The organism is Salipiger bermudensis, assembly GCF_017309175.1.
Lineage (GTDB): Bacteria > Pseudomonadota > Alphaproteobacteria > Rhodobacterales > Rhodobacteraceae > Salipiger > Salipiger bermudensis.
The window spans coordinates 1-25,891 of sequence record NZ_JAEKJV010000021.1 but is presented as its reverse complement, the minus strand read 5'-3'; the positions used below and the strand labels follow the sequence as shown (position 1 = coordinate 25,891).

Genomic DNA, 25,891 nt, shown 5'->3' with positions numbered 1-25,891 from the left:
TGCTGTTCAGCGGGGCGATCTCAGGTCTTTTCGTCGTCCGACGACCGGTTGATCTCGGGGTCGTTGTAGTCGTTGGGATCGTAATCCACGGGATCGTAGGCTTCTTCGTGCTCGGGGATCCCGGTGACATGCGTGGTGCCGGTTTCTTCATTGTAGACCAGCCCGTAGCTGGCGCGGCCCTCGGTGCGGTATCTCAGATATTCGTGGATGCATGCGTAGAGGAAGGCCAGTGCGAAGGGCACGATGATCAGGAAGGCAATCGTCTGAGCTTGCAAGGAGGAGGTCCTCTTCGTTGTGATCGGTCGATTGTCGGCTGCGGTCGCCGCACCGTGCGGGCCGCGGCCGGCGGCATCCGAGGACGCGCGCACCGGCACCGTAGGATGAAACAACGTTACCAAACTGTCATTGTTCCTGTCTAAGCCCAAGGCCATATGGCCAGAACAGACAAAAGCGCCCCATGGGGCGCTTTTTCCGTCTCCAGATAACGGGACCGTGACGTTTAGGCTCAGTGACGGCGACGCGTCAGCTGGTTGCGGGGCGCCTGATCCACCGGCACGCGTACCGGCTGGTAGTCGAGCACCATGTCGCGCTTGCCACCGGACGGGGGCGTGCCGTTGTCCTGCATGCGCATCACCGAGATGGCGAACTGGACACCGGCAAAGACCAGCCCGTTGAACAGCCAGAGCAGGAAGACGGCCAGCAGACCGGCCTCGGTATGGGTGACGAGATGGTAGAGATTCGCGACGTTCTGCCAGAGCAGGATGCCGACGAATACGGTCGACAGGCCGAAGCCGGCAAGGATCTGAAGGATGTACAGACGGATCAAACGGGGCATTGCGAAGTCTCCTTCCTCTTGAAGGCAAGGTATCTCACATCGGTCCGATGGCAAGCGCAAAGCGCCTCTCGAGACCGTTACATCTCTAATGTGGAATGCATTGGCCGGTTTTGCAAGCAGTGCGTCACAGGAGGGCAGGCTTGCGCTGCGGTGTTAAGATTCTTTTCGAAACATGCGACGGAAACTGGCCTTTGCATCGTGTTAGACCAGTTGAGCAGAACTCGAGACAATCGAACGAGAGGTTTCATGCACCGAGCTTGCGTCTATCGCCCGTCATGGCTTGCAGGATTTGCCATGGCGACAGTCATCTTGTCGTCTTGGGGAGGAGACAGCAGCGCACAACAGGCCGGAGGCGCCCAGGGGAGAGGGGCGACCGAGGTCGGGGTCATCACGCTGGAGCGCGAGCCGGTGCCCTTCACCACCACCGTGCCGGGCCGCGCCGTGGCCTACCAGCAGGTGGATATCCGGCCGCGGGTCGGGGGGATGATCTCGGAGATCGTCTACGAGTCGGGTCGCCCTGTCGCGGCGGGCGACGTGCTCTTTCGCATCGAGGACGACACCTACCGCGCCGATGTCGCCTCGGCGCAGGCCGCCGTCGATCTGGCGCAGGCCTCGGTCGATGCGGCGCAGGAGACGGTGACCCGCTACGAGAACCTGCTCGGTACCGGCGTCACCGCCGAGGATATGGCCACCGCGCGCGTCTCCCTGAAGCAGGCCGAGGCCGATCGCAGCTCGGCGCAGGCGGCTCTCGAGGTGGCGCGGCTCGATCTCGAACGCACCGAGATCACCTCGCCGATCTCGGGCTACGCCACGGTGCCGACCGTCTCGGTGGGGGCGTTGGTGACCGAGAACCAGACCGACGCGCTTACCACGGTCACTCGGCTCGATCCGATCTATGTCGATGTGGCCGAATCGAGCCGCCGCGTCGGAGAGATCCGCAACCGTTTCGACACCGGCTCGTTGCAGCGCGGCGACCGGCTCGAGATCAATCTCGAGCTCGAGACCGGCGACACCTATTCCGGTGAGGGCGAAATGGTGTCGCCCGGCACCACTGTCTCGACCACCACCGGCACCACCGAGATGCGCCTGCGCTTCGAAAATGCCGAGCGCCGCATCATGCCGGGCCAGTACCTGCGGGTCGACATCACGATCGGCACGATTCAGGCGGTGCTGGTGCCGCAAGGCGCCACCTCGCGCGCCTCGAACGGCGAGTTGACCGCCTTCGTGGCCGTGGACGGCCTTGCGGAGGAGCGTGTGCTCGAGGATCAGGGCAGCTACCGCAATGCCTGGGTGGTGACCGAGGGTGTGGAGGCCGGCGAGAGCCTGATCGTCGACGGGCTCAGCAACCTGCAGGACGGCGCGGCGGTGAGCACGCTGCCGGTGACGATCTCGGAGGACGGGGTCGTGACCGAGGTCCAGGACAGCGCGGACGAGGGCTGAGACAGTGGGAACGTTCTTTATTCGCCGCCCGGTCTTTGCCTGGGTGCTGGCGCTCATGACCATGCTCGCCGGAGCGTGGTCCTTCCTCTCCCTGCCGGTGTCGCAGTATCCCGACATCGCCCCCACCACCGTGCGCGTCTCGGCCAGCTATCCCGGCGCCACCGCCGAGGCGGTCGAGAACTCCGTCACCCGGGTGATCGAGGATTCGATGACCGGGCTCGAGGGCATGATCTACATGACCGCGCGCTCCTCCCAGGGCTCGGCCTCGTTGTCGCTGACCTTCGATGACAGCGTCGATCCGATCGATGCTCAGAACGAGGTGCAAACCAAGGTCAGCCAGGTCGAGAGCCAGCTGCCCTCGGCGGTGCAGAGCCAGGGTGTCAGCATCCGCCGCTCGACCTCGTCGATCCTGATGGTCGGTGCGCTGGTCTCGACCGATGGCGCGCATTCGACGCTCGAACTGGGCGACATCCTGAGCGAGACCGTCGAGGGGCCGATTCAGCGTACCGACGGCGTGGGCGGCATCAACGTCTTCGGCTCGGGCTATGCCATGCGCATCTGGCTCAAGCCGCTGGCGCTGGCGCGCTACCAGCTGACCCCGTCGGATGTGGTCGCGGCGGTCCAGAACCAGAACACCACCGTCTCTGTCGGCTCGCTGGGTGAGCAACCCACGGTCCAGGGGCAGCAATTCACCGCCACCATCACCGCGCAGAGCCAGCTCACCGGCGTCGAGCAGTTCGAGCGGATTCTGCTCAAGACCGAGGAGGATGGCGGCGCCGTACGGCTGGCCGACGTGGCCGATGTGGAGATCGGGCAGGAGAGCTACGGCGGCGACTCGCGCTTCAACGGTCTCAACGCCGCGGGCTTCGGGGTCAACCTCGAGACCGGCGCCAATGCCGTCGACACCGCCAATGCGGTCAAGGCGACGATGGCGCGGCTCGAGAACACGCTGCCCGAGGGCGTCGCGTTCCGCATCTCCTACGACACCTCGCCCTTCGTAGAGCTGTCGATCGAACAGGTTTATCACACCCTGATCGAGGCGGTGGTGCTGGTCTTCCTCGTGCTGATTGTCTTCCTGCAAAGCTGGCGCGCCACGCTGATCCCGCTGATCGCAGTGCCCGTGGTGCTTTCGGGCACTTTCGCGGTGCTCTATGCCACCGGCTTCACCATCAACACGCTGACCATGTTCGCCATGGTGCTGGCCATCGGCCTTCTGGTCGACGATGCCATCGTGGTGGTCGAAAACGTCGAGCGCATCATGGACGAGGAGGGGCTTTCGGCCCGGGAGGCCACCAAGAAGAGCATGGGGCAGATCACCTCGGCCCTTCTCGGCATCAACGTGGTGCTGGCGGCGGTGTTCCTGCCGATGGCGTTTTTCGGCGGCTCTACCGGTGTGATCTACCGGCAGTTCTCTATCACCATGGTGACGGCGATGACCCTGTCGCTTCTGGTGGCGATCATCCTGTCGCCGCCGATGTCGGCCAAGCTGCTGCGCCCGCGCGACGAGATGATCCGCTTCGCACCGGCGCGCTGGTTCAACCGCAGCCTCGACCGCGTCACCAATGCCTATGGCCGGGGCGTCGAGGCGAGCCTGCGCGCACCGGTTCTGATGCTGGGCGTGCTGGCGCTGGTGCTGGGTGGCGCGTGGTGGCTGAACCAGCGGCTCGAGAGCTCGTTCATCCCGACCGAGGATCAGGGCGTCCTGATCACCATGGTGTCGCTCTCGGAAGGGGCGACCTCGCAGCAGACCCTGGAAACCGTCAAGGAGGTCGAGACCTATCTGCTTGAAGAGGAGGGCGAGGCGGTCGAGGCGACCTTCGCGGCGCTGGGCTTCGGCTTCGGCGGCAGCGGGCAGAACAGCGCGATGGTCTTCGTGAAGCTGCGCGACTTCGAGGCGCGTCAGGACGATCCCGCGCTCTCTGCCGCCAATGTCTCGGCCCGCGCCAACGCGCGCTTTGCCGGGCACCGGGCGGGGCGGGTGATGATCATGCAGCCTCCCGCGATCCCGGGCCTCGGCAACACCGGCGGCTTCTCGATGTATCTCATCGACCAGGCCGGCAACGGCGCCGAGGCGCTCAAGACCGCGGCGGAGCAGCTGGTGGCGCTGGGCGAGGAGAACGCGCTGGTGACCAATGTTGATGCCCGCGGCACCGAGGAGGACAGCGCGCTGCGAATCGACATCGACCAGGAAAAGGCCGAGAGCTTCGGCGTCTCGCTGTCGGCGGTGAACAGCATGCTGTCGGTGATCTTCGCCGGCTCCGACGTGAACGATTTCGTCCTCGGCGCCTCGCTGCGCCCGGTGATCGTGCAGGCCGCGCCCGAGCACCGGATGCAGCCCGAGGACATCATGAAGTGGTACGCGATCAACGCCAGCGGAGAGATGGTGCCGTTTTCGGCCTTCATGACCACCGACTGGGAGCCCGTCGCACCGTCTCTGCAACGCTACGGCGGCACCGCGGCGCTGGAGATCTCCGGTTCGGCGGCGAACGGCGTCAGCTCCGGGGCGGCGATGGATGCGATGGAGGAGATGGTCGCCGGCCTTGATGGCGGCTACGGCAGCGCCTGGACCGGAATCAGCTACCAGGAGCGGCAGTCCGGCGATCAGGCGCCGTATCTCTACGCCATCTCGGCGCTGGTGATTTTCCTCGCCCTCGCCGCTCTCTACGAGAGCTGGTCGATTCCGTTCTCGGTGATGCTCGCTGTGCCGGTCGGGGTTCTTGGGGCGTTGCTTGCGGCCTGGGCCTTTGGCCAGTCCAACGATGTCTACTTCAAGGTAGGCATGTTGACGACCATCGGTCTGGCGGCGCGAAACGCCATCCTGATCGTCGAATTCGCCGAGGAATTGCGTCGCGAGGGCCGCTCGATCACCGAGGCCGCGGTCGAGGCGGCCCGCCTGCGCCTCAGGCCGATCCTGATGACCGCGCTGACCTTCATCCTTGGCGTCGTCCCGCTCGCCACGGCCAGCGGGGCAGGGGCCGCGGCCCAGAACGCCATCGGCACCGGGGTGATTGGTGGCATGATTGCCTCAACTTTCGTCGGGATTTTCTTGGTCCCTGCCTTTTATGCTTTAATCATGCAAATACTGTCGGCAACGCGTTCCAGAGTATCGAGCAGATGACCCCGAAAAAAACAGCCCTACTTTCCCTTACATTGGGACTCGCGGCCTGCACCGTCGGGCCCGAGTATCAAGCCCCGAGCCAAACCCTCGCCGTGGCCTTTGCCGAAGGCAGCGCCCAGCCGATCGGGCAGGCGGCCCAGCAGTACTGGTGGCGTGCCTTCAACGACAACATGCTGAACGAGCTGGTGCAGACCGGTCTCGACCAGAACCTCGACATCCAGACTGCGGTCGCGCGGGTGGCGGAAGCACAGGCCGTGGCCCGGGCGACGGGCCTTCCGAGCCTGGTGAGCGGCAACCTCTCTGCACAGCGGAGCATTTCCGGCAACGAGGTCGTCGACAACACCGCGACCAACTCGGGGTCGTTCAACCCTGCGATCGTGCTCGACCTGTTTGGCGGCGAGCGGCGCTCGCGCGAAGCGGCGCTCGCTGCGCTGCAATCGGCAGAGCTGAGCGTCGGCACTGCCCGGCTGGCCTACCTCTCGTCGCTGGTGACCAACTATATCGACATGCGCTACTTCCAGAACGCGCTCGCGATCAACCGTCAGACGATCGAGACCCGGCGCGAGACCCTGTCGCTGGTGCAGAGCCAGCGCGAGGCGGGGGCGGCCACCGCACTCGACGAGGCGCAGGCGCAGGCCAGCCTCGATGCCGACCTCGCGTCGCTGCCGGGGCTGGAGTCCGGGTTCTACTCGGCCACCTACGCCATCGCGACGCTTCTGGCGCAGCCGGTGCAGAGCATCGAGGACCGCCTCGAGCGTGGTGCCGCGCAGCCGCGTCCCGCTTCGGGCGCAGATGTCGGCGTACCTGCGGACCTGGTGCGCAACCGCCCCGACGTGCGCGCCGCCGAGCGCAACCTCGCCGCCGCCACCGCCGAGATCGGCATTGCCGAGGCGGCGCTTTACCCGTCGCTGACGCTGGGCGGCACGATCACCCGTACCGAGGGCTTCAACTCCTGGACCTTTGGCCCGTCGGTGGTTCTGCCGGTGCTGAACCAGCCGGCGCTGCGCGCCCAGCGTGACCAGCAGGCCGCGCAGGCCGAGCAGTCGGAGTTGCAGTGGCGTTCCTCGGTGCTTGACGCCGTGGAAGAGGTGCAAAGCGCCCAGACCAGCTATCTGCGCAACCGTCGCGCCGTGGCGGGCTACCAGCGCAGCGTCGCTTCGAACGAGCGCGTGGTCGAGCTGTCGCGCGAAACCTATCGCGGCGGCACCACGACCCTGCTCGACTTGCTGACCGTGCAGCGCGCGCTCTCGAGCGCACGCCTGACGCTGGCCTCGAGCGTGCGCGATCTCGCCACCAGCTGGGCGTCGCTTCAGGTGGCTGCCGGCAAGGGCTGGTCGGTTCCGACCGCCGCGTCGAGCGCCACGCCGACCGTCGCCGGCGACAGCTGAGCCGTACCGGCCCGCCCGTTGCAAGGCGGACGGGGAAGCTGAAAAGCATTGGGCCGCGCCCGGGGATCCCGGACGCGGCCCTTTTCATGTGCGCTTCAGACGCGTGGGCGCTTAGAAGCGGTAGTTCAGGCCCACAGTCGCGGTGGTTGCGCCGATCTCGAGGTCGTCATCGTCGAAATCGCTGAACTCGTTGTACTTCACGTCGCCGCTGAGGGTGACGTTGTCGGCCACGTAGGTCTCGGCCCCGACGCCCACGTAGTAGCCGTTGGAATCGCCGGCATCGAGGCTGCCACCATCGGTCATAGCGCGGGCATAGCCGCCCTGGCCGTAGACCATGGTCGTGCCGAGGTCATAGCCGACGCGGCCACCGACGCGCGCCATGCTCTCGAGGTCACCTGCCTCGCCGAGGTCGATATCGGCGCCTTCGTATTCCACGCCGGCACCGGCGATCCAGTTGCCGAAATCGTGGTCGTAATAGGCGTTGAGGCCGTAAACCGCGCCGTCGGAGGTCTCCTCTTCGGGGCCGTCAGGATCGGCATAGCCGTAGCCCAGCTGAACACCGACCGAAGGACCGGTCCAGTCGCCGGTGACCGGCGACGCGACAGGGGCGACGGGCGCCACCGGCGCGGGCTCGACCGGGGTCTGATCGAGAGAACCCGCGAAGGCCGGGGTGGCGAGGAAGGGGACGAGGATGAGCGGTTTGAAGGTCATGTCTTCTGCTCCATTGCTTTTGTGTCTCGCGCCGATCCGGGGGAGGTCCGGTGCGGCGACTGGGGACATAACCACGGGGCGGGCGATCCGCTCCACACGCACCGGTCACATGATTTTGCTGTTGCGGAACAGCGACGGATTTGCGGATTTTTCGACATGTTTGCAGGAACATGCCGGCGCGTGAGCGGTCTCCGGCAAGGATTGGCTCAACGCACGCAACGTCAACGGAACCTTTCCTTGCGGGGCGGTCCGACGGTGCCGGGAGCGGCGTCCCTCGCGCGTGGGGTCGCAGGTCGAAACGTCAAGCCGGGTGCGCGGGGCGCCGCCAGCGCGAAGGGCCGGTTCCGGCAAGACCTCGCTGTCTATCATGTCGCGCGTGCGTTCCCCCTTTGAAGCGTCGGGGCAGGCTGCATAGCTCTGGGAAGACGGCGCGGGATGCCCCTGCGCCCGACGACACAGACAACCGGAACCCCCGGAAGGAGACGTCATGAAACTCAACGGTATGCTTCTCAAGTCCACCGTCATTGCTGCCCTCGTCGCCGCGCCCGTCGCGCCGGTGATGGCCCAGACGATGCAGGACGATCCTGCCGCCACCGAGGCGCCGGCTCAGGCCGCGCCCGACACCATGCCCGAGACCCCGTCGACAGGCTTCAGCGAGGACGAGCTGACCTCCTTCGTCGATGCGGCGATGGAAGTGCAGGCGGTGCAGCAGGACTACATGGCCCAGATCGAGGCCGCGCCCGAGGATGCCGAGCGCCAGGCGCTGGTGCAGGAGGCACAGCAGGAGATGGCCAACGCGGTCGAGGAGACTGAGGGCATGGACGTGCAGACCTACAACGAGATCGGTCAGGCCGCCCAGACCAACCCCGAACTCAACGAGCGCATCCTCGCGATGCTGCAGACCCGCCAGCAGGGCGGCGCAGAGACCATGACGGAATGATCCGGGACTGACAGTCTGACAAACGGGAAAGCCGCCCCTCGGGGCGGCTTTTTCATTGGTTTCACACAACATCGTTTGTGAAGCCGCGCGATCGCCATCGTGGGGGGCGGGCCAGCGATTGGGCCTTGGCCTGCGGTCTTTATTCCGCGCGCACGACGTTCAGCCGTTCGCCCATGCTTGAGGACGATTGCTCCTGTCGCCAAAAAAAAAAGGGGCGCCCGTGGGCACCCCTTCGCAAATCCAAACCGAGGCCGAAGACCTCAGCTGTCCATCTTCAGCGCCGAGATGAACGCTTCCTGCGGGATCTCGACCTTGCCGAACTGGCGCATCTTCTTCTTGCCGGCCTTCTGCTTCTCGAGAAGCTTCTTCTTCCGGCTGGCGTCGCCGCCGTAGCACTTGGCCGTCACGTCCTTGCGCATCGCAGACAGCGTCTCGCGCGCGATGACCTTGCCGCCGATCGCCGCCTGGATCGGGATCTTGAACATGTGGCGCGGGATCAGCTCCTTGAGCTTTTCGCACATCGCCCGACCGCGCATCTCGGCGCGCTCGCGGTGAACCATCATCGCCAGCGCATCGACCGGCTCGTCGTTCACCAGAATCGACATCTTCACGAGGTTGTCCTCGCGGTAGCCGATCATCTCGTAATCGAAGGACGCATAGCCCTTGGTCACCGATTTCAGGCGGTCGTAGAAGTCGAACACCACCTCGTTGAGCGGCAGGTCATAGACCGTCATCGCCCGGCCGCCGACATAGGTCAGATCGAGCTGCAGGCCCCGGCGCTCCTGGCAGAGCTTGAGCACGTCGCCGAGATACTCGTCCGGCACCATGATGGTGGCCTTGATGCGCGGCTCTTCGATATGGTCCACGGTCGACATGTCGGGCATGTCGGCGGGGTTGTGCAGGTCGCGGCGCTCCCCGTCCTTGGTGTAGAGGTGATAGATCACCGACGGCGCGGTGGTGATCAGCTCGATGTTGTACTCGCGCTCGAGCCGGTCGCGGATCACCTCGAGGTGCAGAAGCCCGAGGAAGCCGCAGCGGAAGCCGAAGCCGAGCGCCGCCGAGGTCTCCATCTCGAAGGTGAAGGAGGCGTCGTTGAGCGCCAGCTTCTCGATGGCGTCGCGCATGTCCTCGAAGTCGTTGGCATCGACCGGGAACAGGCCGCAGAACACCACCGGCACCGACGGCTTGAAGCCCGGCAGCGGCTCGGCGCATTGCTTCTTCTCGTGGGTGATGGTGTCGCCGACGCGGGTGTCGCGGACCTGCTTGATCGAGGCGTTGAGATAGCCGATCTCGCCGGGTCCGAGCTCTTTCACGTTGGTCATCGCCGGGCGGTAGACGCCGACATCGTCGACATCGTAGGTGCCGCCGGTCTTCATCATGCGGATGCGGTCGCCCTTTTTCAGCACGCCGTCGATGATGCGAACGATACAGATCACGCCGAGATACTGGTCGTATTTCGAATCCACCAGCATCGCCTTGAGCGGCTTGTCGCGGTCGCCCTCGGTGGGCGCGGGCAGGCGCTTGACGATGGCCTCGAGCACGTCGGGGATGCCGACGCCGGTCTTGGCCGAGATCAGGCAGGCATCCTGGCTGTCGATGCCGATGACGTCCTCGATCTGCTCCTTGACGCGGTCGGGCTCGGCCGCGGGCAGGTCGACCTTGTTGAGCACCGGCACGATCTCGTGATCGGCGTCGATGGCGGTATAGACATTGGCCAGGGTCTGGGCCTCGACGCCCTGGGTCGCGTCGACCACCAGCAGCGAGCCCTCGACCGCGTGCATCGAGCGCGCGACCTCGTAGGCGAAGTCGACGTGGCCGGGCGTGTCGATCAGGTTCAGCACGTAGGTCTGCCCGTCCTGCGCCGGGTATTCGATGCGGACGGTGTTGGCCTTGATGGTGATGCCGCGTTCCCGCTCGATATCCATCGAGTCGAGAAGCTGCTCCTGCATGTCGCGTTCGGCGACGGTGCCGGTGAGCTGGATCAGCCGGTCGGCCAGGGTGGATTTCCCGTGGTCGATATGGGCAACGATGGAGAAGTTACGGATATGCGCGAGATCGGTCATGATTTGCTGGATATGCGGGTGTTTCGCTGGCCGGTCAAGGTGAGTTGTGGGCCTTGGGCGGGTCTTTTGGCGCTGCCCCGCCACAGACTGAAGCAGGGCGCGCCCGCCGGCCGGGTCGACAGCGCTTCTGACGGGCTGGTGAATTGAAACCGTGCACGGTTTCGGGCATCTTGTCGCAAAAGCTCCCGACAGAGCAGGGCGACAAGCCCGGGGGAGCGCCGAGCGGAAAAGGTGACAGGCGGATGAAAGCGATTTCCTGTGTTTTGGCGCTGGCCCTCGTGGCCGGTTGTGGTGGCGGCGGCGGATCGTCCAACGATTATCGCGTGGTGCGGATGGCCAGCGGACCGGTGAGCAATGCGTGCAACAGCTCGCAGCGCAGCGCCCGCAATCCCCAGCTGTGCGGCTGTATCCAGGCGGCGGCGGATGTCGAACTGAGCGGCAGCGATCAGCGCCGCATGGTGCGCTTCTACGACGATCCCCACGAGGCACAGGAGGTGCGCCAGTCGGACCGCGCCCGCGACGAGGAATTCTGGAAGCGCTACAGCGCCTTCGTGAACCGCGCCGAGAGCATGTGCACCGGGCTCTGATCCACGGACAGCTTACTCTGGGAGGCGCCCCCCAGCGGGGAGGCGCCGCAGCAGCTTATGCACGGGCCCGGCGTTGGTCGATCAACGTCGAGCATGCCGCGCACGTCTGACAGGCCGGGCTGGCTGCGGCTTTGGTCCTGGGGCGTCGCGCGCGCTTGAACGTCTTGGCTCGGATCCTACGCCCCAGCCGCCGCCCGCGGGCTGCGGGCGCGCCCGAGTGGCAGTCGTGCCTCGGCGGCGCGGGCGTGGCCCTCCATGCCCTCTGCCTGGGCGATGCCGGCGCTGGCCCCTGCGAGATCCGGCAGGGCCTGTTCCTCGACCCGCTGCCAGGTCACGCATTTCAGGAACTTGTGCACCGAGAGCCCGCCGGTATAGCGCGCCGCACGGCCGGTGGGTAGCACGTGGTTCGGCCCGGCCGCCTTGTCGCCGAAGGCCACCGTGGTCTCGGCCCCGAGGAACAGCGAGCCATAGGCGCGCAGCCGCCCGCGCCACCAGTCGGGATCGGCGGCCTGCACGTGCAGGTGCTCGGGCGCATAGAGATCCGCCTGCGCCGCCATCGCCTCGCGGCTTTCGGCCAGCATGACCTCGCCGAGCGCCGCCCAGGCCTCGGCGGCGGCGCTGCGGTTGGGCTCGGGCAGGGTGGCGATGATGCGGGGCACCTCGCGCAGCACCGCCTCGGCGAGCGGCCTGTGGGTCGTGACCAGCCAGACCGGGGAATTGCCGCCATGCTCTGCCTGGCTGACTAGATCGAGCGCCACCGTCTGCGCGGAGGCGGTGGCGTCGGCGAGGATCATCGAATCCGTGGGGCCCGCCACCATGTCGATGCCGATCGGGCCGAAGAGCTGGCGCTTGGCCTCGGCCACAAAGGCATTGCCGGGCCCGACGAGGATGTCGGCCTCGGGCAGGTCGAAAAGCCCCAGCGCCATCGCCGCGATCCCCTGCACCCCGCCCATGGCGAGCACCCGGTCCACGCCGGCCACGTGCATGGCGTGCAGGATCGCCGGGTGCGGGCCCTCGGCGCCGGGCGGCGTGCAGGCGATCACATTCTCGACCCCGGCGGCGCGGGCGGTGGTCAGGCTCATCAGCGCCGAGGCGATATGGGCGTAGCGCCCGCCGGGCACGTAGGCCCCGGCGCAGCCCAGCGGGATCAGCGTCTGTCCGGCGAAGAGCCCGGGGCGCAGCTCGGTCTCGAACTCGGTGATCGAGGCGCGCTGTGCCTCGGCGAAGGCGCGGATATTGGCGTGGGCATAGGCGATGTCCTCGACCAGCGTCACCGGCAGCCGGCGCTGCGCCGTGACCAGCGCCTCCGGCGTGATCTCGGGGGGGCGGTCAGTTCCGTCGAGGCGGCGGGCATAGTCCCGCGCGGCATCCTCGCGCCCTGTGCGCAGCCGGGCGAGCATGATCGCCACGGTGTCGGAAATGTCGGCGGCGCTCTGCGGCGGCAGGCCGGGGGCGGGTTTCAGCTGCTGGATCTGGGAGGCTTGGGACATGACGGCAACGCTTGACCTTGAGGGGAGGGAGTTTCACAAAAGGTGAATATCTGGGGCGCGGTCCGGCCGCGTCGGGGCGGGAGAGAACCGATGGTGATGAAGGGCGTGACGCTGCGCGGGCTCGAGGTGTTCGAGGCGCTGGCGGCGACCGGCTCGGTGGCGCAGGCAGCCGAGATGACCGGGCTGAGCCAGCCCGCCGTGAGCCAGCAGATGCGCAACCTCGAGAGCGCGCTCGGCGCCGATCTGGTCGATCACGGCCGCCGCCCGATGCGGCTGACGCAGGCCGGGCGCTCGTTTCTGTTGCGCACCCAGTCGGTGCTGAGCCAGCTGCGGCTGGCGCAGAACGAGCTGACGGTCATGGACCTGACCCATCTCAGCACACTGAACCTCGGGGTGATCGACGATTTCGACAACGACCTGACCCCGAAGCTGGTCACCATCCTTGCCGAGAGCATGACGCGCTGCCGCTTCAAGCTGGTCACCGCGCCGAGCCACGAGATCGCGGAGGCGATGGGCGAGCGCAAGCTCCACATCGCCATCGCCGCCAGCGCCGGCGGAGTCACCGACGGCGTCGTCGAGTACCCGCTGGTGCGCGATCCCTTCATCCTCGTCTGTGCCCGGGGCGCGCTGGCCGAGGCGGGCGGCGCGGATGCGCTGATGGGCGGGCTGCCGATGCTGCGCTACGATCGTGACCAGCTCATCGGGCGGCAGATCGAGGCGCATCTGAAACGCCAGAAGCTCGATTTCCCCGAGCGCTTCGAGATCGGCGCGCATCTGTCGCTGATGACGCTGGTGGCGCGCGGTGTCGGCTGGGGCATCACGACGCCCTTGGGCTACATGCGGGCCGGGCGCTTCCATGACCAGATGGAGGCGCACCCGCTGCCCTTCAGCCCGTTCGCGCGCACCATCTCGCTGTTTGCTGCTGCCGACTGGAGCGACCGGGTGCCGCGCGACGTGGCGCGCACCATGCGCAAGCTGGTCTCGGAGCTGGTGATCGCACCGGCCTTGCGCCAGTTGCCGTGGCTCGAAGACGATCTGCGCGTTCTGGTCGGAGAGTAGCGCGGGTGGCATCGGGACTCCTTTCTCTCGGGAGAAAGGGCGCATACGCCGAACGGATCAACCCTTGCGCGTGCGCATTTGAGAAACGGCCCGCACAGTTTCGGTTTTCCTGAAACTGTTAGTCCGTGGCTGCCAGATAGGCGCGCACCGCCGCCTCGAATTCGCGCGGTTTCTCGGCATGCAGCCAATGGCCGGCGCCGGGGATCTTGGCAAAGCGCGACTCGGGGAACAGCGCCTTGATGCGGGGGCGGTGCTCGGGTGTCACGTAGTCGCTCTCGCCACCGGACAGGAACAGGGTGGGGCCGTCGAAGCGGCCCTCGACCTCCGGGAAGCCGATGATCTTGGGCATCTCCTCGGCCAGCAGGTCGAGGTTCAGCTTCCAGCGCTTTTCCTTGATGTCGAGCGACTGGGTGAAGAACGAGCGCAGCGTCGGCTCGGGCACGTGTCGGGCAAGCTGGTCATTGGCATCCGAACGCTTTTCGACCGCGTCGAGATCCACCGCGCGCATCGCCTCGATATACTGGATTTGGCTGTGATCGTAGGCCACCGGCGCGATGTCGGCGAGGATCAGGCGGTTGACCAGCTCGGGCCGGGTCAGGGCCAGCACCATCGCCGCCTTGCCGCCCATCGAGTGACCAAGCACGTCGGCCTTGCCGCCATGCGCCTCGATCACCTCGGCCAGATCGCCGGCCATGTCCTCGTAGCCGTGGCGCTCGGTCCAGGGCGAGTCGCCGTGATTGCGCTGGTCGACCGCGATCACCTGCCGCTCGTCCGAGAGCCGCTTGGCGATGACGCCCCAGTTGCGCCCCGAGCCGTAGAGGCCGTGAACGATGAGAAGCGGCGGTTTCGCACCTTCGGTGCCGTGCAAGATGGTGTTCAGCATGGCCCGTTTCTAGGAGAGCGGCGGGGCAAAGGGAATGCCCGTGTTGCCGATCCGCGCGGTTTGCCCGGCTCCGTGCCCGCGCCCCCTTGCGCCGCCGTGCCAAATCAGGAGATCTGTGGCCCATGTCGATGGATGGCGCACAGGAAACCAAGGCCGCGGTGGGGCGGCTCGACCGGCTCTTCGAGAGCCGGCTCAAGCTCACCCGGGGCGATTTCGACGCCCGTGCCGCCAAGGCGCGGCGGCGTCTGCCGCACAAGCTGCGCAAGGATCTGACCCGGATTCTCGAGGCGCGGCGCTTTGCCGACCACCCCAAGCTCGCGCGCACCCTCGACGCGCCGTCGATCCGCGCCGCGGCGGGGCGGCTCGAGCGTCATCTCAATGCGATCGATCTCGCCGATCAGCGCAAGGGGCGGATCCTCGGCGTCCTCGCCAGCATCATGGCGGGGATCATCGTCGTGGTCGCTCTGGTGGTGATCGTGCTGCGCTGGCGCGGCTTTATCTGAGCGCACGGCAAGGCGACGGGTCAGTCCGGCAGCGCTGTTCCGTTGAGCCGCAGAAACAGGCTTTCCTCGTCATCGTTGCGGAAGAACGGCACCGAGGCGGGCGGACCGACCTCGTGGGCGCGGGCGGCGATCTCGGCCAGCACCACCTCGGTGATGAACGGCATGTCGAAATTGCGCAGCGCGTCGAGCCCGATCCATTGCAGGTGGCTGAGTTCGTCCGAAGCGGCGGAGAAATCGTCTGGATCGGTGGCCAGCGCCTCGGCGTCGACGAGGAAGAACCGCGCGTCGAAGCGCCGGGGACGGCCCGGAGGCGTGATGGCGCGGAACACGAACTGAAGCCCCGAGGCATCGGGCACGTGGCCGGTGGCTGCGAAGCTGCGCCAGTCGGCGGGCGGCTCGGCCCAGTCTCCGCGCGCGCCGAGAATCAGCCCGGTCTCTTCCCAGAGCTCGCGAATCGCCGCGACGGCCAGCGGATGGGCGAGGCCCGCCGGGCTGTCCTCGCCGAGCCGGGTTTCGCAGAGCGCGGGCAGGGGGCGGCTCAGCGGCACCTGCGCATCCTCGGCATCCACGGCGCCGCCGGGGAACACGAACTTGTTCGGCATGAAGGCTGCCTTGGCGCCACGCTGGCCCATGAGAATGCGCGGAGCAGTGGCACGGTCGCGCATCACGATCACCGTCGCCGCGTTGCGGATTGCCGTCTTGTCCTGGGTCATCTGGTCTCCTGCCGGTGTGGCCGACCGTGCCTCGGGTCTAGAACCCGTACATCCGGCGGGCCCATTGGAAGCCCACGATCGCCCCTTTCAGTCTGGGCAGAAGATAGAGGGACAAGCCGATGCAGCCAATGGAGAATATGGTGATCAGGATCAGCGGCTCGGGACGCCACGTCACGAAGACGATGTGCAGCGCCGGGGCCATGATGTGGCCGACGATCAGGATCGTGAGATAGGCCGGGCCGTCATCGGCACGGTTGTGGTGCAGCTCCTGGCGGCAGACGGGGCAGTGGTCCCGCACCTTGAGATAGCTGCGCAAGAGCGGCCCCGAGCCGCAATTCGGGCAGCGCCCGCGAAAGCCGCGCCAGACCGCGGGCCAGGCGTCGCGCTCTTCGCCGGCATCGGCGCTGGTGTCGGGCGCACCATCCAGCGGCGCGGCGGCCGGGTCGGTGGTCCTGACGTCCGAGGGCGGCTCTGCGGCGTCCTCACGGGTCGTGGTCGTGTCTTGCATCGGTTTCCCTCGCTCCTCCCGCGAAGCGTGACGAAAGCTCTACGCTAACAGAAGTGCGCAGACTGTCCTTGCGGCGCCATGTCGCAAAGCAGTGTGGAGCGTGCACCTTTGCGCTGCAACCCGTGCCGTGGGACGGGAAGGGCGACCCGCCATGACAAAACGCCCGGCCGAGGGGCTCGACCGGGCGCTTCGTATGGTTTTTGAGATGCCAGAGGGACGATCAGCCCTCAGGCATCAGCACGGTGTCGATGGCGTGGATCACGCCGTTCGAGGCTTCCACATCCGGCATCACGATGGTGGCGTCGTTGACCATCGGTTCGCTCGAAAGATCGAATGTGACGTCACCGCCTTCGATCGTGGTGGCAGTCATGCCATCGTCGAGATCTCCCGACATCACCGCACCCTCAATCACGTGGTAGGTCAGGATGTCGACCAGCTGGTCTTTGTTCTCGGGCATCAGCAGTTCGTCGAGGGTGCCCTGGGGCAGCGCCTCGAAGGCTGCATCGGTCGGGGCGAGCACGGTGAAGGGGCCTTCTCCCGAGAGGGTCTCGGCAAGGCCAGCGGCCTCGACGGCGGCCAGCAGCGTGGTGAAGTCGCCGGCCTCTTCCGCGACGGCAGGGATGGTTTCCATGTGGTGATCGGCAAGAACCGGGCTGGCAAGAACGGCTGCAGTGGCGGCGGTGGCGAAGAACATCTTCATCGTGAGTTTCCTTTCAATTGCGCCCGTCAGGGACCATCCCCGGGGCTTGCCAAAAGACATAGTCGCCACAGAATTTCGACTACGCCGGATTATGAAATGCTCCGTTGCAGCTTAAAGCGCGATTTTGATGGAACCCGGAGGGAGCCGCTATGGACAGCACCGAACTGAAGATCTTCATTGCCACTGCCGAGGAGGGCAGCTTTGCTGGCGCCGGACGGAAGCTGCAGATATCGCCAGCCTCGGTGACCCGTGCCATCGCCGCGCTTGAGGCGCGGCTTGAGGTGCGGCTCTTCACCCGGACCACCCGGCAGTGCCGACTGACCCTCGACGGCGAGCGCTTTCTTGAGCGCTGCGCGCCATTGGTGAGCGAGCTCGAGGACGCAGAGGACGAGATCCGCACCGGCCGCCTTGGTCCGAACGGAGCGCTGCGGGTGGCGGCGCCACTGTCCTTCGGCCGCCGCCAGATCGCGCCACTGGTCACCGCCTTTCGAAGGAAATACCCCCAGATCTCGGTGCAACTCACGCTCTCCGACGAAAGCGATGACTTGCTATGGCGCGAATACGATTGCGCACTGCGAGTCGGTCGCCCGACCAAGGGCGAATTCATCACGCGCCGCCTGCTCAAGGCGCGGCGCGTGGTCTGCGCCGCTCCACTTTACCTCGAGAACCGTGCCGCACCGCAGGTGCCCGACGATCTCGCAGAGCATCGCGGCATCGTGCTGATACGCGACGGCCAATTGCTCGATCAGTGGATGTTCGAGATCGATGGCGTGATGCGCTCGGTGAGCGTGCCGGCGACGCTGGCAAGCAACAGCGGCGAGGTCACGCAGAGCTGGGCGCTGCATGGCGAGGGAGTGGTGCTAAAATCAATCTGGGATGTGCAGGAGGATCTCGCAGAGGGCCGGCTGATGGAGCTGCTGCCGGATTACAGCGTCGACAATGCCGACATATTTCTTGTCTACCCGGCGCGTCGCTATGTGCCTTCGCGGACCCGTAGCTTCATCGACTTCCTCGCCGAAGCCTTCGCCGGGCCGGCGGGCCGCATCGGCTGAAGCGCACCGAGGGCATCGCTCTGGGGGCGCGAAAATCATTGGCCGTGAAAAATCTGCGACGGGATCTCTGCGCCAGCGCGTGAAAGGAACAGATCGGCGGCCGATGGGGCGCCGGCGACCCGCGATAACAGGAGATCGCAGAAAATGACACGCATGAGCAAACTTCTTACCGGTGCCGCGCTTGCGGTGATGGGGTCCGCAAGCCTGGCGATGGCCTTCCAGGGCCAGCCCGGTCAGCAGGGGGGCGCGCGCGAGGCTCGGGCACCGATGATGCTCGAGATGTTCCGCAGCCTCGACGCCGATGGTGATGGTGTCGTGACCGCCGAGGAACTGTCCGCAGTTGGCCCCGCCGCGGCCTTCGCCGAGGCCGATGCCAATGGCGACGGCATGCTTGATGGCGACGAGCTGGCGGCCTTCCGCGCGGCGCAGGAGCGTGCCCGCGAAGAGCGGCGGCAGCAGCGCATGGTCGAGCGCCTCGACACCGACGGCGACGGCATGCTGAGCCTTGAAGAGATCGAGGCGGGCTCCCGGCGCGGACCGCAGCAGATGTTCGATCGTCTCGATGCAGACGGCAATGGCGAGGTGAGCCTCGAGGAGCTGGCCGAGGCGCAGCAGCGGATGCTGCAGAAGATGCAGGAGCGTCGCTCGGAGATGCGCGATCGCGGCGGTCGCGACGGCAAGCATCAGATGCGCGCCGGCGGCTATGGCGGCAAGCACCAGCACCAGATGCATCAGGGCGGCGGACGCGGTGGCCCGGACGGCCAGGCGCCGATGCGTCCGGGGGCACAGATGCCAGAAGCCGCGCCCGAGGCGCAGGACTGACACGGCAGGCGGCGGCCCCGTGCCGCCGCCGCGCCCGTTGCGTTGCGGCCCGGGTCGGGCTAGCGCAATTGGATGGACCGGATGCCATATGACGCGATGAGCGACACCAGTGACGAGGACCTGCTCGCGGCCTATGCGGCCGGCGAGCCTGCCGCGGCGCGGGCGCTTGCGCTGCGTCTGGGGCCCAAGGCCTTCGGCGTGGCGATGCGCATGCTGAAGGACCGGGCCGAGGCCGAGGACGTGGCACAGGAGGCGCTGCTGCGCCTTTGGCGCGCGGCGCCGGGCTGGCGCGCGGGCGAGGCAAAGGTCTCGACCTGGCTTTACCGTGTGGTGTCGAACCTGTGCATCGACCGGATCCGCAAGGCGCGCGGCGGCCATGTCGATCTCGACGCGGTGGCCGAGCCTCCCGATCCGGCGCGCTCGGCCGAGCAGGAACTGCAGGAGACGGCGCGCGGCGCGGCGCTTCAGGCAGCGCTCGACACGCTGCCCGAGCGGCAGAGACAGGCGGTGATCCTGCGCCATCTCGAGGGGCTTTCGAACCCCGAGATCGCCGAGATCATGGACATAGGCGTGCGCGCGGTCGAAAGTCTGACCGCGCGGGGCCGCAAGGCGTTGGAGGGCCTGCTCGGGGCCCGACGCGCAGAGCTGGGATATGACGATGAGTGACAAGCGCAAGGCAGAGGAAGCGGGGCTGGGCCCCTGGTTCGACGCGGGGCGCGCCGAGGCGCCGGCGCCGTCGGGCGACTGGCTGGCGCGCATGGAGGCGTTGGCGCTCGAGGAGCAGCCCGCGCCGCAGGCGCCTGCGGTCGCCGTCAGCCCCGAGCGCTCGCGCCGCGGCGTCCGGCTGCGCGATCTGATGTCGGCGCTGGGCGGATGGCCCGCAGTGGCCGGACTGGCGGCGGCCTGTGCCGCCGGGGTCTGGTTCGGGGCGGTCTCGCCGACGGGGCTGACCGAGTGGACCGCCGCGACAGCCACCGCCGCCGCCTCTGACAGTTACACCACCTTCGAACCGGCAAGCGGGTTCGATGTCGCGATGCTGGGACTCTGAGCCATGACCGAAGACGCCAAGACCCCGAAGATGACCGCCGGGATGCGCATCCTGCTCTTTGCCTCGCTGGCCGCCAACCTGGCTGTTGTTGGCGTGGTTGCGGGGCTCTATTTCAACCGCCCCGACATGGAGCGTGGCGGGCCGCCGCGCGGGCGCGATTTCGTGTTCCCTTACACCCATGCGCTCGACGAGGATCAGCGCCGCGAGCTTGGTCGCAGCCTGCGCGGCCGGATCGAGCGGCAGCGCGACACCCGGGGCGATTTCCTCGCCGAGTACCGGACCGCGATCGAGACATTGCGGACCGAGCCCTTCGATCCGGCGGCCTTTGCCGCCACGCTTGACCGGCAGGGGGCCCGTGCCGAGCGGCGGCAGGAAGAGGGGCAGCGGATGCTGGTCGAGTATGTCGCGGGGCTCTCGCCGGAGCAGCGCGCGGTCTACGCCCAGCGGCTCGAAGACAAGATCAGCGAGATCGGCAAGCGCATCCGCAAGAACAAGCCCTGAGACGTGGGCAAGGTCACCGCGCGGCCCCGACCGCCCGGCACGTGGTGTCGTGCGGGTCGGCCCACGCCATGACCCTGTCGCGCCCCGCATCCTTGGCGGCATAGAGCGCCCGGTCGGCCCGCTCCAGCAGCGCGTCTGCCCCGGGCGCCGCACCGCTCCCGGACAGGGCAAGACCGATGCTCAGGGTGACCGGCAGCCGCGTGGGCGTGCCGGGTAGGGCGAAACGGCGGGCCGCCACCGACGCGCGCAGCCGCTGCGCCACGGCATGGGCGGTTTCGGCGGTGGCATCCGGCAGGGTGACGAGGAACTCCTCTCCGCCGATGCGGGCCACCAGATCGGACGGTCGCAGGATGCTGTTCAGGCGGCGCGCCACCTCGCGCAGAACGACGTCGCCGGCCGCGTGGCCGAAGCGATCGTTCACCTGCTTGAAGTGGTCGAGATCGGCCAGCAGAAGCGCGAAGCCACGGCTTCGCTCGGTTGCCCGCTCCAGCAGGCGTGCGACGTGCGGCAGCGCGTAGCGGCGGTTGTAGAGCCCGGTCAGAGGGTCGATGAGGGCCGCCTGCGCCCCGTCACGAAGGTTGGCCCGTTGCCGGTCGCGGTTGCGTTTTCGTGCAATCTGACGCGGCAGGCGCAACGCCAGCTCGTCGGGATCGAGCGCCCCCATGAGCACGTCGTCGGCGCCGAGATCGAGCGCCGCCGCAGCTTGCCTTGGCCGGGAGGCGCAGCCGACATAGAGCAGGGCGGCGTTGCGGGCGCTGGGACTGGCGCGCAGCTGCGTCAGCAGCGCCAGCCCGCCATGCGGCTGGTTGCCGGTCTCGACGATGATGAAGGCCTCGGGCGGCGAGGCGGTGGCGCGTAGCGCCTCGGAGGCGGCAAGCAGCTCGATCCGGTCCGGGACAAGGCTCCGCAAGCGTTCGAGCATCGGGGGGATACCGTGCTCTGCCGATATCTCGATCAGGGCCACGCGCGCCGGGGACTGGATCGCGGCGCCGGCGGCCTCGGCCAGTCCCAGCGCCAGCCGGGTGTCGTCGCGCAGGGTCAGTTCGGCATCGGCGGCGCGCGCCCGCAGTCGGTTGCGCAGACCTGCCAGAAGCAGGCTCCGATCGACCGGCGCGCTCAGCACGTCATCGGCACCGGCGGCGAGCAGGGCGAGACGCTCGGGGCGCGTGAGCGCGCCACCAAGCAGGATGAGCGGCATGTCCCCGCCACCCGCGAGCGCCTGCGCCCGGGCGCAGAACCGCGTCGGATCCAGATCGGGCAGGGCCGTCGACGCGATCACGAGGTCGGGCCGCTCGCGACGCATCGCGCGCAGGGCTTCGGCGCCGCTGCCGGTGACGATCACGTCATAGAACGCCCGGTCCAGCGCCGCCGCCAGCGAGATGCGATGGGTCGCGAGACCATCGGCGATAAGCACCTTTCCCGTCATTGCAGCCTTTTCCACCATGCGCTACGCAGGCACCGGGGCGCCCGCGTCCTGTGGCGGGAAGTCTTCCCGTACAATGGTTAATAATCTCTTTCGGATTTTAGGCGTCCCCATGGCACTTTCCCGCGACAGCGCTGAACTGGTCGGGCTTCAGGCCGTGGCCTGGCTGGCCACCAATGACGAGCTTCTGCCGGTTTTTCTCGGCGCGACCGGGGCCTCGCAAGAAGACTTCCGCGAGGCGCTGGAGGATCCGGTCTTCCAAGTCGCGGTTCTCGATTTCATCCTGATGGACGACGCTTGGATCTCCGGCTTCTGCGACGCGCAGTCGCTGTCCTACGAGACCCCGCGCATGGCCCGGGCCATGCTGCCGGGCGGTGGCGAGGTGAACTGGACATGAGGCTGCGCGCGGATGCGGTGCTGTTCGACAAGGATGGCACGCTGTTCGAGTTCGGAGCCACGTGGAATGCCTGGGGCCGTGAGGCGCTGCAGCACCTGTCCGAGGGCTGCGAGGCGACGCTCTTGGCGCTTGCCGAGGCCGCGCGCTTCGATCTCGAGACCCAGAGCTTCCGGGCCGACAGCCCCGTGGTGGCCGGAACCAACCGCGAGGCCGCGGCCTGTCTCGCGTCGGTGCTGCCAGGGCGCAGTGCATCGGAGGTCGAGGCCTATCTCGAAATCAGCGGCGCCGAGGCGCCTTTGGTAGAGGCCGCGCCATTGGTGCCTCTGATGGCGCAGCTCGAGGCGCTCGGGCTGGCGCTGGGCGTTATGACCAATGACGCCGAGAGCGTCGCGCATGCGCATCTTGGTCATGCGGGGATCCGCGGCGTGTTCGATTTCATCGCCGGCTTCGACAGCGGCTTTGGCGCCAAGCCGGACCCTGCGCCTCTGCTCGCGTTTGCGGACCGGCTGGGGCTCGCGCCGGGCCGCATCGTCATGGTCGGAGACAGCCCGCACGACCTCACCGCGGGGCGGGCTGCCGGGATGCAGACCGTGGCCGTGCTGACCGGTCCGATCGGCGCCGACCGGCTCGCACCGCTTGCCGATGCCGTGCTGCCGGATGTCGGCCATCTGCCGGGCTGGTTGACGGCGATCTGAGCCGCGCCCTGGGCCGGAGCTTCGCAGGGGCTGTGCCAGGAATCTCCGGCAAATTCTAATTGTTGTGCCAATATTAATATCCCCCTCCGACACTGCCTGAAACGACAGGCAAGCGAAGAGAGCGGATAAAGCGGATGCACGGGCTTCTGGCGCGGACACTTCAGTGTTTCCTGCAGGATACCTACGGGCTGGGCACTTGGGCCGAGATCGCCCGTCGCGCCGATCTCGACAGCCCCGATTTCGAGGCGATGCTCGATTACGAGCCGGCCACGGTCGAGCGGGTGCTGGCCGCCGCGGTGCAGCGCCTCGACAAGCCCGGTGAGGCGATCCTCGAGGATATCGGCACCTATCTCATCAGCCACCACAACAACGAGGGTTTGCGCCGGCTGATGCGCTATGGCGGGCTCGACTTCATCGATTTCCTGCATTCGCTCGAGGATCTGCCGGGCCGGGCGCGGCTCGCCGTGGCGGACCTCGATCTTCCCGAGCTCGAACTCTGTGACCGGGAGGGTGGCGGGTTCGACCTGATCTGCCGGGCGGGCAGCACCCATCCGCGCGGCCTCGGCCACGTGCTGGTGGGCGTGCTGCGGGCGATGGCCGACGATTACGGCGCGCTGGTGATCCTTGGACATTCGGGCGCGAGCGCAGGTCGCGAGCGGATCGAGATCACCGTGGTGCAGACCGATTTCGCGGCCGGGCGGAGTTTCGACCTCGGTGGCGCGCCGCCTTCGCCGGTTGAGGGACAGTGAGCCTCCCGCCCGAGACGATGGCGACCCTGATGCCGCTTCACATGGCGATCGGGGCCGATGGACAGGTCGTGTCGCTTGGCCCGACGCTGGCCAAGGTGCTCGGCCCAGGGGCGGGCGAGGGGGCGGCCTTCACCCAGTTGGTCGAGATTTACCGTCCGCGCGCGGTGGCCACGTTGCCCGTGCTGCTGTCGCTTGCGGGGCGTAAGTTGCAGCTTCGCCTTCGCGGTCGGGCGGGGCTTGCCATGAAGGGGCTGGCGATGCCCGACGGACGCGGCGGCGCGGTGCTCAATCTCTCCTTCGGAATCGGCGTGGTCGAGGCGGTGCGCCGGCATGCGCTCACGAGCAGTGATTTTGCGGCCACCGATCTTGCCATCGACATGCTCTACCTGGTCGAGGCCAAGAGCGCGGCGATGGAATCGTCGCGCACGCTCAACCGGCGGCTTCAGGGGGCCATGCAGGCCGCCGAGCAGCGGGCCTTCACCGATCCCCTGACCGGTCTCGGCAACCGGCGGGCGATGGATCAGCTCCTGCAGCGGCTGATCCGCGGCGGTGAGCGGTTCGCCGTGCTGCATCTCGACCTCGATCACTTCAAACAGGTCAACGACAGCCGCGGCCATGCCGCCGGCGACCGGGTCCTGCAGGCGGTCGCGCGGACGATGCTGGATCTCACGCGCAAGAATGATCTGGTGGCGCGGATCGGCGGGGACGAGTTCGTCATCCTGCCGCTGGGCCTGACCGATCACGAGCGGCTGTCGGATCTGGCGCGCCAGCTGATTGCACGAATCGAAGAGCCGGTTCCGATCGAGGATGGCGCCTGCCAGGTCTCGGCGAGCATCGGAATCGCTTTGCACGATCCGGACAATCCGTCGCCTGCGGGAGTCGCCGGGCTCTTGGCGCAGGCGGATTCAGCGCTTTACGCGGCCAAACGCGAGGGCCGCAGCCGTCACGCCTTTCACCGCGCCGAGGCCGCCTGAGGGCTGTCCCGACGTAAGGCGAAAAAGAGATGAACTTTTTGCATTCTGAGGTCTTGCGCCCCCCGAACACCTACAGTAATACCGCCGCCACGGTTGGGGTGTAGCCAAGTGGTAAGGCAACGGTTTTTGGTACCGCGTACCGCAGGTTCGAATCCTGCCACCCCAGCCAGTACTTCCTAAGTATGACGTTCGCCGAAGATTGGAACCTATCCGGTTCTACTTGGCACCTTGCTCGGGCAAGACTGGTATCTGCTGAGATTTCGAACGTTTCGCCGTCCGCAATTCCTCTGAACTGACAGGCATTTGCGCCCGTATGATCTCGTCCCTAAACTGAGGGACGACGAACACGGAGGGCACAGGTATGGCCAACTGGTATTCGGCCGACCTGCACTTCGGCCACCACCGCATCATCGACTTCTGCAGGCGCCCCTTCGCCTCAACCGCGGAGATGAACGCGGCCCTGATCGCCAACTTCCAGGGCTGTGTCGCGCACGATGATGACCTCTGGATCTTGGGAGATTTCGCCTTCGGTCGCGCTGATGATACGGCACAGTTTGAGAGCTGGTTTCACAGCCTGCCCGGCCGCAAGCATCTGATCATTGGCAACCACGACGACGAAGCAGTAATCTCGCTCCCTTGGGCCAGCACCGAGTACATGGCCGAGATACAAGACGGAGATCATAGCCTCGTCCTGTGCCACTATCCGATGATCACCTGGAACGGCGCACGTAGAGGCGCCCTGCAGCTGTTCGGCCACGTCCACGACCAATGGGCAGGCTCGCGAAACAGCATAAATGTCGGCGTCGACCAGTGGGATTTTCGACCAATCCAGATTGGAGAAATAGCAAAGCGGGCAGCCCGTATGCCGGTTAACAAGCATTGGGCAGATGTCGAACATGGAAACGAGCTTCCGTAGACCAATTGAGCGGGTGGCATCTCGGACCAGCTGGTTGAGCGATCGCATGGTGAGCAAGAGCTCGGAGGTTCGATCTCGCAAGGGCAGCTCGCATCCGTGTTGAAAAGCACCATATAGTTCTGCCTTTCTCGTCAGAGGATTTGCCTCTGCCGCGCAGACCGGTGCTGTTTTCCTTACGAAAATCCATGCTGCTTTGATCCCTGGCTCAGGCCATGTCGATCCCGTCGCAGCCCCTCCCCTGTCAAACCCGAGGATGGTGTCAATCGGCAGCCAATCGTGACCCCCTATCGGCATCCAAAAATGACCCCCTTGGAGCGCCCGGGTAGCTGGCCCGATGCGGTGTAGCCCTCACACAGCGCAGCCGTATCGGGCCAGC

The 25,891-nt window shown here is 66.9% G+C and carries 27 protein-coding genes and 1 tRNA gene; 18 read left to right on the top strand and 10 right to left on the bottom strand.

Annotated features, from left to right (window positions below; translation table 11 throughout):
• Positions 1-20: 20 nt before the first annotated feature.
• Together JF542_RS21440 and JF542_RS21435 are read right to left on the bottom strand one after the other, a co-directional pair.
• Positions 21-275, bottom strand: a complete 255-nt coding sequence (locus tag JF542_RS21440) for a hypothetical protein (RefSeq protein WP_007799193.1) — start codon at positions 273-275, stop codon at positions 21-23.
• 230 nt (positions 276-505) lie between these two features.
• On the bottom strand, positions 506-835 hold the full coding sequence (locus JF542_RS21435; RefSeq protein WP_007799195.1) for a hypothetical protein: 330 nt from the start codon (positions 833-835) through the stop codon (positions 506-508).
• 294 nt (positions 836-1,129) lie between these two features.
• On the opposite strand from JF542_RS21435, the gene JF542_RS21430 reads away from it, so the two are divergent.
• The 3 genes from JF542_RS21430 to JF542_RS21420 are packed head-to-tail and all read left to right on the top strand — an operon-like array spanning position 1,130 to position 6,781.
• The gene (locus JF542_RS21430; protein ID WP_207077352.1) at positions 1,130-2,275 is read left to right on the top strand and encodes an efflux RND transporter periplasmic adaptor subunit; all 1,146 of its coding nucleotides are present in this window, start codon (positions 1,130-1,132) and stop codon (positions 2,273-2,275) included.
• Between the two features lie 4 nt (positions 2,276-2,279).
• Positions 2,280-5,393, top strand: coding sequence for an efflux RND transporter permease subunit (locus JF542_RS21425; protein ID WP_207077351.1), 3,114 nt, complete (start codon positions 2,280-2,282; stop codon positions 5,391-5,393).
• Positions 5,390-6,781, top strand: a complete 1,392-nt coding sequence (locus tag JF542_RS21420; protein ID WP_207077350.1) for an efflux transporter outer membrane subunit — start codon at positions 5,390-5,392, stop codon at positions 6,779-6,781. Before JF542_RS21425 ends, JF542_RS21420 begins: the two co-directional genes overlap by 4 nt.
• Before the next feature lie 111 nt (positions 6,782-6,892).
• Here JF542_RS21420 and JF542_RS21415 read toward each other — a convergent pair whose 3' ends face one another.
• Positions 6,893-7,492, bottom strand: coding sequence for an outer membrane protein (locus JF542_RS21415; RefSeq protein WP_207077349.1), 600 nt, complete (start codon positions 7,490-7,492; stop codon positions 6,893-6,895).
• A gap of 487 nt (positions 7,493-7,979) precedes the next feature.
• Here JF542_RS21415 and JF542_RS21410 point away from each other — a divergent pair, with 487 nt between their 5' ends.
• Positions 7,980-8,432 carry a DUF4168 domain-containing protein gene (locus JF542_RS21410; protein WP_207077348.1) on the top strand — a complete coding sequence of 151 codons (453 nt, stop codon included), beginning with the start codon at positions 7,980-7,982 and terminating at the stop codon, positions 8,430-8,432.
• Between the two features lie 260 nt (positions 8,433-8,692).
• On the opposite strand, the gene lepA is transcribed toward JF542_RS21410, so the two are convergent.
• Positions 8,693-10,495 carry a translation elongation factor 4 gene (gene lepA / locus JF542_RS21405; protein ID WP_207077347.1) on the bottom strand — a complete coding sequence of 601 codons (1,803 nt, stop codon included), beginning with the start codon at positions 10,493-10,495 and terminating at the stop codon, positions 8,693-8,695.
• A 242-nt stretch (positions 10,496-10,737) separates the two neighbouring features.
• Here lepA and JF542_RS21400 point away from each other — a divergent pair, with 242 nt between their 5' ends.
• Entirely contained in the window at positions 10,738-11,082 is a 345-nt protein-coding gene (locus JF542_RS21400; RefSeq protein ID WP_040544707.1) for a hypothetical protein, read from the top strand.
• A gap of 176 nt (positions 11,083-11,258) precedes the next feature.
• On the opposite strand, the gene hisD is transcribed toward JF542_RS21400, so the two are convergent.
• Positions 11,259-12,572: a histidinol dehydrogenase gene (hisD, locus tag JF542_RS21395; RefSeq protein WP_207077346.1), complete on the bottom strand. Its 1,314-nt coding sequence runs from the start codon at positions 12,570-12,572 to the stop codon at positions 11,259-11,261.
• 90 nt (positions 12,573-12,662) lie between these two features.
• Between hisD and JF542_RS21390 the strand changes: the two genes are divergently transcribed.
• A complete protein-coding gene (locus JF542_RS21390) occupies positions 12,663-13,631 on the top strand; it encodes a LysR family transcriptional regulator (protein ID WP_040544709.1) in 969 nt (322 codons plus the stop codon).
• 118 nt (positions 13,632-13,749) lie between these two features.
• On the opposite strand, the gene JF542_RS21385 is transcribed toward JF542_RS21390, so the two are convergent.
• A complete protein-coding gene (locus JF542_RS21385) occupies positions 13,750-14,514 on the bottom strand; it encodes an alpha/beta fold hydrolase (RefSeq protein ID WP_207077345.1) in 765 nt (254 codons plus the stop codon).
• A 122-nt stretch (positions 14,515-14,636) separates the two neighbouring features.
• Here JF542_RS21385 and JF542_RS21380 point away from each other — a divergent pair, with 122 nt between their 5' ends.
• Positions 14,637-15,017, top strand: coding sequence for a hypothetical protein (locus JF542_RS21380; RefSeq protein ID WP_207077344.1), 381 nt, complete (start codon positions 14,637-14,639; stop codon positions 15,015-15,017).
• 20 nt (positions 15,018-15,037) lie between these two features.
• Here JF542_RS21380 and JF542_RS21375 read toward each other — a convergent pair whose 3' ends face one another.
• The 3 genes from JF542_RS21375 to JF542_RS21365 form a co-directional block, all read right to left on the bottom strand.
• Complete coding sequence (locus JF542_RS21375) at positions 15,038-15,730, bottom strand: NUDIX hydrolase (protein ID WP_007799220.1); 693 nt, start codon at positions 15,728-15,730, stop codon at positions 15,038-15,040.
• 37 nt (positions 15,731-15,767) lie between these two features.
• Positions 15,768-16,238 carry a DUF983 domain-containing protein gene (locus JF542_RS21370; protein WP_007799222.1) on the bottom strand — a complete coding sequence of 157 codons (471 nt, stop codon included), beginning with the start codon at positions 16,236-16,238 and terminating at the stop codon, positions 15,768-15,770.
• Between the two features lie 220 nt (positions 16,239-16,458).
• The gene (locus JF542_RS21365) at positions 16,459-16,938 is read right to left on the bottom strand and encodes a fasciclin domain-containing protein (RefSeq protein WP_207077343.1); all 480 of its coding nucleotides are present in this window, start codon (positions 16,936-16,938) and stop codon (positions 16,459-16,461) included.
• A 149-nt stretch (positions 16,939-17,087) separates the two neighbouring features.
• Between JF542_RS21365 and JF542_RS21360 the strand changes: the two genes are divergently transcribed.
• From JF542_RS21360 to JF542_RS21340, 5 genes are all read left to right on the top strand, one after another.
• A complete protein-coding gene (locus tag JF542_RS21360) occupies positions 17,088-17,990 on the top strand; it encodes a LysR family transcriptional regulator (RefSeq protein ID WP_007799225.1) in 903 nt (300 codons plus the stop codon).
• 153 nt (positions 17,991-18,143) lie between these two features.
• On the top strand, positions 18,144-18,812 hold the full coding sequence (locus JF542_RS21355; RefSeq protein ID WP_007799227.1) for an EF-hand domain-containing protein: 669 nt from the start codon (positions 18,144-18,146) through the stop codon (positions 18,810-18,812).
• A gap of 81 nt (positions 18,813-18,893) precedes the next feature.
• A complete protein-coding gene (locus JF542_RS21350; protein ID WP_007799229.1) occupies positions 18,894-19,478 on the top strand; it encodes an RNA polymerase sigma factor in 585 nt (194 codons plus the stop codon).
• Entirely contained in the window at positions 19,471-19,860 is a 390-nt protein-coding gene (locus JF542_RS21345) for a hypothetical protein (protein ID WP_224887571.1), read from the top strand. The genes JF542_RS21350 and JF542_RS21345 overlap by 8 nt, the downstream gene beginning before the upstream one ends.
• Positions 19,861-19,863: 3 nt before the next feature.
• Positions 19,864-20,361: a periplasmic heavy metal sensor gene (locus JF542_RS21340; RefSeq protein WP_007799232.1), complete on the top strand. Its 498-nt coding sequence runs from the start codon at positions 19,864-19,866 to the stop codon at positions 20,359-20,361.
• A 13-nt stretch (positions 20,362-20,374) separates the two neighbouring features.
• On the opposite strand, the gene JF542_RS21335 is transcribed toward JF542_RS21340, so the two are convergent.
• Entirely contained in the window at positions 20,375-21,775 is a 1,401-nt protein-coding gene (locus JF542_RS21335) for a diguanylate cyclase (protein ID WP_340689174.1), read from the bottom strand.
• 121 nt (positions 21,776-21,896) lie between these two features.
• Here JF542_RS21335 and JF542_RS21330 point away from each other — a divergent pair, with 121 nt between their 5' ends.
• The 6 genes from JF542_RS21330 to JF542_RS21305 all read left to right on the top strand — a co-directional run bounded on the left by JF542_RS21330 (position 21,897) and on the right by JF542_RS21305 (position 25,515).
• A complete protein-coding gene (locus JF542_RS21330; RefSeq protein ID WP_207077340.1) occupies positions 21,897-22,181 on the top strand; it encodes a DUF3572 domain-containing protein in 285 nt (94 codons plus the stop codon).
• Positions 22,178-22,876: an HAD family hydrolase gene (locus tag JF542_RS21325; protein WP_207077339.1), complete on the top strand. Its 699-nt coding sequence runs from the start codon at positions 22,178-22,180 to the stop codon at positions 22,874-22,876. Before JF542_RS21330 ends, JF542_RS21325 begins: the two co-directional genes overlap by 4 nt.
• Positions 22,877-23,010: 134 nt before the next feature.
• Complete coding sequence (locus JF542_RS21320) at positions 23,011-23,625, top strand: heme NO-binding domain-containing protein (RefSeq protein ID WP_007799240.1); 615 nt, start codon at positions 23,011-23,013, stop codon at positions 23,623-23,625.
• Entirely contained in the window at positions 23,622-24,599 is a 978-nt protein-coding gene (locus JF542_RS21315; RefSeq protein ID WP_340689173.1) for a GGDEF domain-containing protein, read from the top strand. The genes JF542_RS21320 and JF542_RS21315 overlap by 4 nt, the downstream gene beginning before the upstream one ends.
• 94 nt (positions 24,600-24,693) lie before the next feature.
• Positions 24,694-24,768 (top strand) — tRNA-Gln (locus JF542_RS21310).
• A 192-nt stretch (positions 24,769-24,960) separates the two neighbouring features.
• Positions 24,961-25,515 (top strand): metallophosphoesterase, encoded by a 555-nt coding sequence (locus JF542_RS21305; RefSeq protein WP_207077338.1) that lies wholly within the window; start codon positions 24,961-24,963, stop codon positions 25,513-25,515.
• Positions 25,516-25,891: the final 376 nt, after the last annotated feature.